The organism is Pseudomonas grimontii (assembly GCF_007858185.1).
Taxonomy (GTDB): Bacteria; Pseudomonadota; Gammaproteobacteria; order Pseudomonadales; family Pseudomonadaceae; genus Aquipseudomonas; species Aquipseudomonas grimontii.
In genome coordinates, this window is record NZ_VFES01000014.1 from 213,702 (window position 1) to 219,838 (window position 6,137).

At 60.3% G+C, this 6,137-nt stretch carries 3 protein-coding genes and 2 tRNA genes; 4 read left to right on the forward strand and 1 reads right to left on the reverse strand.

Features of this window, described 5'->3' with window-relative positions; all coding sequences use genetic code 11:
* Positions 1-11 precede the first annotated feature (11 nt).
* Complete coding sequence (gene dinB / locus FIV39_RS21910; protein ID WP_090400624.1) at positions 12-1,070, reverse strand: DNA polymerase IV; 1,059 nt, start codon at positions 1,068-1,070, stop codon at positions 12-14.
* 282 nt (positions 1,071-1,352) lie between these two features.
* Here dinB and FIV39_RS21915 point away from each other — a divergent pair.
* The 4 genes from FIV39_RS21915 (at position 1,353) to FIV39_RS21930 (ending at position 5,970) form a co-directional block, all read left to right on the forward strand.
* A tRNA-Met gene (locus tag FIV39_RS21915) sits at positions 1,353-1,429 on the forward strand.
* A gap of 269 nt (positions 1,430-1,698) precedes the next feature.
* Positions 1,699-1,775: transfer RNA gene (locus tag FIV39_RS21920), tRNA-Met, on the forward strand.
* A gap of 266 nt (positions 1,776-2,041) precedes the next feature.
* Positions 2,042-4,684, forward strand: a complete 2,643-nt coding sequence (gene mprF / locus FIV39_RS21925) for a bifunctional lysylphosphatidylglycerol flippase/synthetase MprF (RefSeq protein WP_090400625.1) — start codon at positions 2,042-2,044, stop codon at positions 4,682-4,684.
* A complete protein-coding gene (locus FIV39_RS21930; protein WP_090400626.1) occupies positions 4,684-5,970 on the forward strand; it encodes a virulence factor family protein in 1,287 nt (428 codons plus the stop codon). The genes mprF and FIV39_RS21930 overlap by 1 nt, the downstream gene beginning before the upstream one ends.
* The last annotated feature ends 167 nt before the right edge of the window (positions 5,971-6,137 follow it).

The window sequence follows — 6,137 nt, forward strand, 5'->3', positions numbered from 1 at the left end:
GCTCCCGATTTCTACCAGGAGAACTCCAACTGTTCATTGCCGGTGCTCAAGTCCAGCAACCGCACACCAATCCCCAGCAACCGCACCGGTTTCCCACCGCGATTAAACGCCTGGGTCATCAGTTGTTGATAACTCTCCAGATCCCGCGCCGCTCCCGCCTGTTCCAACGTCGTCTGGGTAAAGTCATGAAACTTCACCTTAACGAACGGCTTGCCCGCCTTATAGCTGCTGTCGATACGCGCCATTCGCCCGGCCAGGGTTTCCATCAACTCTGGAAGTTTCGCCAGGCAGCTTGAGAGATCCGGCAAATCCACATCGTAGGTATTTTCCACACTGATAGACTGCCGCCGGTTGTCATTCTGCACCACACGGTCATCTATCCCACGGGCCAGGCTCCAGAGCCGCTCGCCAAAGCTGCCGAATTCACGCACCAGCGCCAGCTTGTTCCATTCGCGCAATTGCAGGCAGTCTTCGATGCCCAGGCGCGCCAGCTTGTCTGCGGTCACCTTGCCCACGCCGTGCAACTTGCTCACGCGCAATTGGGAGACAAAGTCCTCGACCTGATCCGGGGTGACGACGAACAGGCCATTGGGTTTTTTCCAATCGCTGGCGATCTTGGCCAAGAACTTGTTCGGCGCCACACCGGCAGACACGGTGATGTGCAATTGGTTGGAGACCCGGCGGCGAATGTCTTGTGCGATGCGTGTGGCGCTGCCGCCAAAGTGCGGGCTGTCGGAGACATCCAGGTAGGCCTCGTCCAGCGACAGAGGCTCGATCAGGTCGGTGTAATCGCGAAAGATCGTCTGGATTTCCTTCGACGCTTCCTTATAAGCATCCATGCGCGGTTTGACGATGGTCAGGTCCGGGCAGAGCTTGAGGGCATGGCGCGATGACATGGCTGAACGCACCCCATACGCGCGCGCTTCGTAGTTGCACGTAGCGATCACGCCCCTTCGATCTGCCGATCCACCCACCGCCAGGGGCTTTTGCGCCAGGCTCGGGTCATCACGCATCTCAATGGCGGCGTAGAAGCAATCACAGTCAACGTGGATGATTTTGCGCTGCGTCATAGATAGAAGAGGGGTGTAATCCAACGGGTGGGCAGTATCGCATCCACCCCTGTATATAGCACCAGTAGTTTGAATCTTCCGCCTGAGCGGTAGGAGATTTCCCAGATGAATTTATTTTCTCAATCGAAATTAGCATCTCAATAGAGCTGAAACCCTTGGCCCGACTGGCCCGCACGGCCAAAATGGCTCTGTTTGGAGAGCTAACCGATTGAACCACAAGCGCTTTTCTTCGATTCACGGGTTGACACAGTCGGCATCCTCTGTAGAATGCCGACACACAGACGCGGGATGGAGCAGTCTGGTAGCTCGTCGGGCTCATAACCCGAAGGTCGTCGGTTCAAATCCGGCTCCCGCAACCAAACATCAAAAAAGGCTACTCGAAAGAGTGGCCTTTTTTGTTGTGGCGAGCGGGCTTGCCCCGCGCTGGGCTGCGAAGCCGCCCCACACAAGATAGTGTGCACTTCACCACGGACTGCTCCGCAGCCCGGCGCGGGGCAAGCCCGCTCACTACAAAAAGCGTTTTCAATCGCGAACTTAGGTTACATGTCAGCTATTTCGCACTTATTTGACCCATCGGCTCATTAACGGTTGACACCTCGCCGCTTGGCTGTAGAATGCCGCCCACAGACGCGGGATGGAGCAGTCTGGTAGCTCGTCGGGCTCATAACCCGAAGGTCGTCGGTTCAAATCCGGCTCCCGCAACCAAACATCAAAAAAGGCTACTCGAAAGAGTGGCCTTTTTTGTATCCGATGAAAAAGTTCTTCTGAAACAATGGCATGGCATCTTTCATGAAACCGTAGACGGTTTGTAGAGTCCATCTCATTGCAAGCTACGCTTACGCCTCTACGACCAATGGCCGCAGTCGCCGCCCCCGGTGATCCGCGTTAATATTTGTAATTATTTTGTCCATAGGGATTGGTAACTTGGCTGGATACCCCCATCCTGTCGCGCACAATCCACGAGGTGATTGATGCGCGCCAACTCGTCTGAACCACAAGACACCGTCACAGCAGAACAACCTATCGCTCCCACCCGCTTGCGCTGGCTGGATCTGTTGAGCAAATACCGGCAACCCATCGGGCTGGCCGTGACCTTGTTGTTGTTCGCTATCGCCCTGATCGCCTGCCGACACCTGTTGCTGGAACTGGACCTCTACGCCCTCCACGATTCGATCCTGGAAGTGCCCAAGCCCGCGCTGCTCGGCGCATTCGCCGCCGCCGTCGCCGGGTTTGTGATTCTGTTGGGCTATGAGTTTTCCGGCGCACGCTATGCCGGGGTGAATCTACCGGCCAAGACCTTGGCCCTTGGCGGTTTTACTGCCTTTGCGATCGGCAATGCCATTGGCTTGTCGATGCTCTCGGGCGGCTCGGTGCGCTACCGTTTATATGCACGCCATGGCATCGGGGCTTCGGAAGTCGCCCACATGACCGTGTTCGCCAGCCTGGCACTGGGCTGCGCCCTGCCCCCGCTGGCGGCATTGGCCACGCTGAGCAACTTGCCGGCGGCGTCGACCTACCTGCATTTACCGCAAAGCGTGCTCGGCGGTGTGGCCGGCGCGGTGCTGTTGCTGTCGGCCGTGTTGTGCATCGGCATCTATCGCCGCCGCCTGCCGGAACAACCGTACCCGGACAACCTGCTGGTAAAAGCTGGCCGTCGAACCCTGCGCCTGCCTGGCCGGCGCCTGACGCTCCTGCAACTGATCATCACCGCACTGGACGTTGCCGCTGCCGCTACCGTCCTTTATATGCTGCTGCCGGAAGCACCGCCTTTCGGCCCGTTCCTGCTGGTGTATCTGCTGGCGCTGGCCGCGGGTGTACTCAGCCATGTGCCAGGTGGCGTAGGCGTTTTCGAAGCCATCCTGCTCGCCGCATTCGCCGACAAGCTCGGGGCCGCGCCATTGGCCGCCGCCCTGTTGCTGTACCGCATGATCTACGTGGTCCTGCCGCTGCTGATCGCCTGCGTATTCCTGCTGGTCAACGAAGCCCAGCGCCTGTTCCAGACTCAGCAAAGCCTGCGGGTAGCCTCGGGTTTGGCCGCACCGGTGCTGGCCGTACTGGTTTTTTTGTCCGGCGTGGTCCTGCTGTTTTCCGGCGCCACGCCGGAAATCGACTCACGCCTGGAAAACATCGGCTTCCTGATTCCCCACCGCCTGATTGACGCCTCGCACTTTGGTGCCAGCCTGATCGGCGTGCTGTGCCTGTTACTGGCCCAGGGCCTGCGTCGACGCTTGTCGGCGGCCTGGATGTTGACCATGGTGCTGCTGCTGGCGGGCGCCCTCCTCTCGCTGCTCAAGGGTTTCGACTGGGAAGAAGCCAGCCTGATGACCATGACGGCAATACTGCTGGCGATCTTCCGCCGCTCGTTCTATCGCGCCAGCCGCCTGACCGAGCTGCCTTTTTCACCGCTGTATCTGGTCGCCAGTGTCTGTGTGCTGGGGGCTTCTATCTGGCTGCTGCTGTTCGCGTATCAAGATGTACCGTACAGCCATCAACTATGGTGGCAGTTCACCCTCGACGCCAACGCCCCACGCGGCCTGCGCTCGCTGTTGGGCGCCGCGGTGCTGCTGGTTATCGTCTCGCTGACCTGGTTGCTGCGCACCGCACGCCCGGTGATCCACCTGCCGACACCTGATGAGCTGGAACGCGCCACCAAGATCCTGATGGCGTCGTCGCAACCCGACGGCGGCCTGGCGCTGACCGGCGACAAGGCGCTGCTGTTCCACCCGAATGACGAAGCGTTCCTGATGTACGCCCGTCGCGGGCGTAGCCTGGTGGCCTTGTATGACCCGATCGGCCCGACCCAGCCCCGTGCCGAAATGATCTGGCAGTTCCGCGACCTGTGCGACATCCATCATGCGCGCCCCGTGTTCTATCAGGTACGCGCCGAGAACCTGCCCTATTACATGGACATCGGTCTCACCGCGATCAAACTGGGCGAAGAGGCCCGCGTCGACCTCAAACGCTTTGACCTGGAAGCCAAGGGCAAAGAGATGAAGGACCTGCGCTACACCTGGAACCGTGGCACCCGCGACGGCCTGTCCCTGGAGATCTTTGAACCGGGCACGGCGCCGATGGATGAATTAAAAGTCATCTCGGACGCCTGGCTGACCGGTAAGAATGTGCGGGAAAAAGGCTTTTCCCTCGGACGCTTCAGCGACGACTACCTCAAGCACTTTCGCATCGCGATCATTCGCTTCGAAGGGCGCCCGGTGGCCTTCGCCAACCTGCTCGAGACCTACAACCACGACCTGGCCAGTCTCGACCTGATGCGCGCCCACCCGGATGCGCCCAAGTTGACCATGGAATTCATGATGGTCGGCCTGATTCAACATTATAAGAGTCACGGCTACGCCCGTTTCAGCCTCGGCATGGTGCCGTTGTCGGGCCTGCAACCGCGACGCGGCGCACCACTGACCCAGCGCCTGGGCTCGATGGTGTTCCGTCGCGGCGAGCAACTGTATAACTTCCAAGGCTTGCGCCGCTTCAAAGACAAGTTCCAGCCTGACTGGGAACCCCGTTACATGGCTGTGCCCGCGGGACTTGACCCGCTGGTGGCACTGGCCGATACCGCCGCCCTGATCGCGGGCGGCTTGACTGGATTGGTGAAACGCTGATGATTCGACGCTCCTGGCGGTATGTATTGGCCTTTGTAGTGCTGCTCGCCCTGGTCCTGGGCGGCGGCTTTTGGTTCTGGAACCGCCCTGCCCCGCAGCCGACCCTGGAGCAACTGCCCCAGGCCGACGGCTCGGTGATGACCCGCGTGACCCCGGCCGGCACCCCGAAAGCCCGCGTCGCGGTAGCGGTGATGGCTGACGAAACCCTGACGGATAGCCAGCTGATTACCCTGAGCCAAGGCGGCAAGGCGCAGATTGTCCAGGTGATCCTGCCAAAGGATGATTGCAAGCTGCAGGAACAAGCGCTGCAAAGCGCCCTGGGCCAGCTCAAAGGGCCCGCGACCCTGGTCAGCGGCATCGGCCCTGGCGCCGCCCTCGCCTGGCGCTGGCTGGCCACACAGAACGACGACAAGGCCAACGCCATCTCCGTCGGCTTCGCGTTGGTGCAGGAAGGTTGCAAGGACCCACTGCCGAAAACCGCCGCGCACGGTAACTGGCTGGTGGCCTGGAACGACAACCCTGACGATGAAAGCGCCAGTTTCGTACGTGACACTCCGCGCGCCACCACCAGCATCAGCGACTACGATATTCACTACCCGCAAGTACTGAACAACGAACTGCGCAAGCGACTGGTGGGTTCGGACAACGGCGGCCTGGCGATTCCTGTAGTGGAAGTACCGGCTGGCCAGGCCAAGGACACCGTGACCCTGTTCCTCTCCGGTGACGGCGGCTGGCGTGACCTGGACCGCGATGTGGCCGGCGAGATGGCCAAGATCGGCTACCCGGTGGTCGGCATCGACACCCTGCGCTACTACTGGCAGCACAAGACCCCGGAACAAAGCGCCAAGGACCTCTCCGAGCTGATGCAGCACTACCGGCAGAAGTGGGGCACCAAGCGCTTTGTACTGACCGGCTACTCGTTCGGCGCCGACGTACTGCCGGCGATCTACAACCGCCTGCCGGAAAACGAACAGCAGCGGGTAGACGTCATCATCCTGCTGGCATTCGCCCGCACCGGCAGCTTTGAAATCGAAGTGGAAGGCTGGTTGGGCAACGCCGGCAAAGAAGCTGCGACCGGCCCGGAAATGGCCAAGCTGCCGGCTGACAAGGTGGTGTGCATCTACGGTGCCGAAGAAGTCGACGAGAGTGGCTGCACCGACAAGACCGCCGTGGGCGAGGCCGTGAAGCTGCCGGGCGGGCATCACTTCGATGAGAACTACCCGGCGCTGGCCAAGCGGTTGGTGGATATCATCGTCAAGCACCAGGCCAAGGACAAAGCCGAGTAATCTCAGGCTGTAGGCGATAAAAAATGTGGGAGGGGGCTTGCCCCATATGCGCTAACCAAATCTCCCACTCCATAGCTCATCTTGCTGGTATCCCCGTTTTCGCGGGGATTCACGCAGTTTCCGACTTATCGTTCCCCACTCTTCAAGGCAAGTAAATAACGACAAGC

Coding starts and splice junctions, on each gene's coding strand:
- dinB (WP_090400624.1), bottom strand. CDS start 1,070: ATGACGCAGCGCAAAATCATCCACGTTGACTGTGATTGCTTCTACGCC.
- mprF (WP_090400625.1), top strand. CDS start 2,042: ATGCGCGCCAACTCGTCTGAACCACAAGACACCGTCACAGCAGAACAA.
- FIV39_RS21930 (WP_090400626.1), top strand. CDS start 4,684: ATGATTCGACGCTCCTGGCGGTATGTATTGGCCTTTGTAGTGCTGCTC.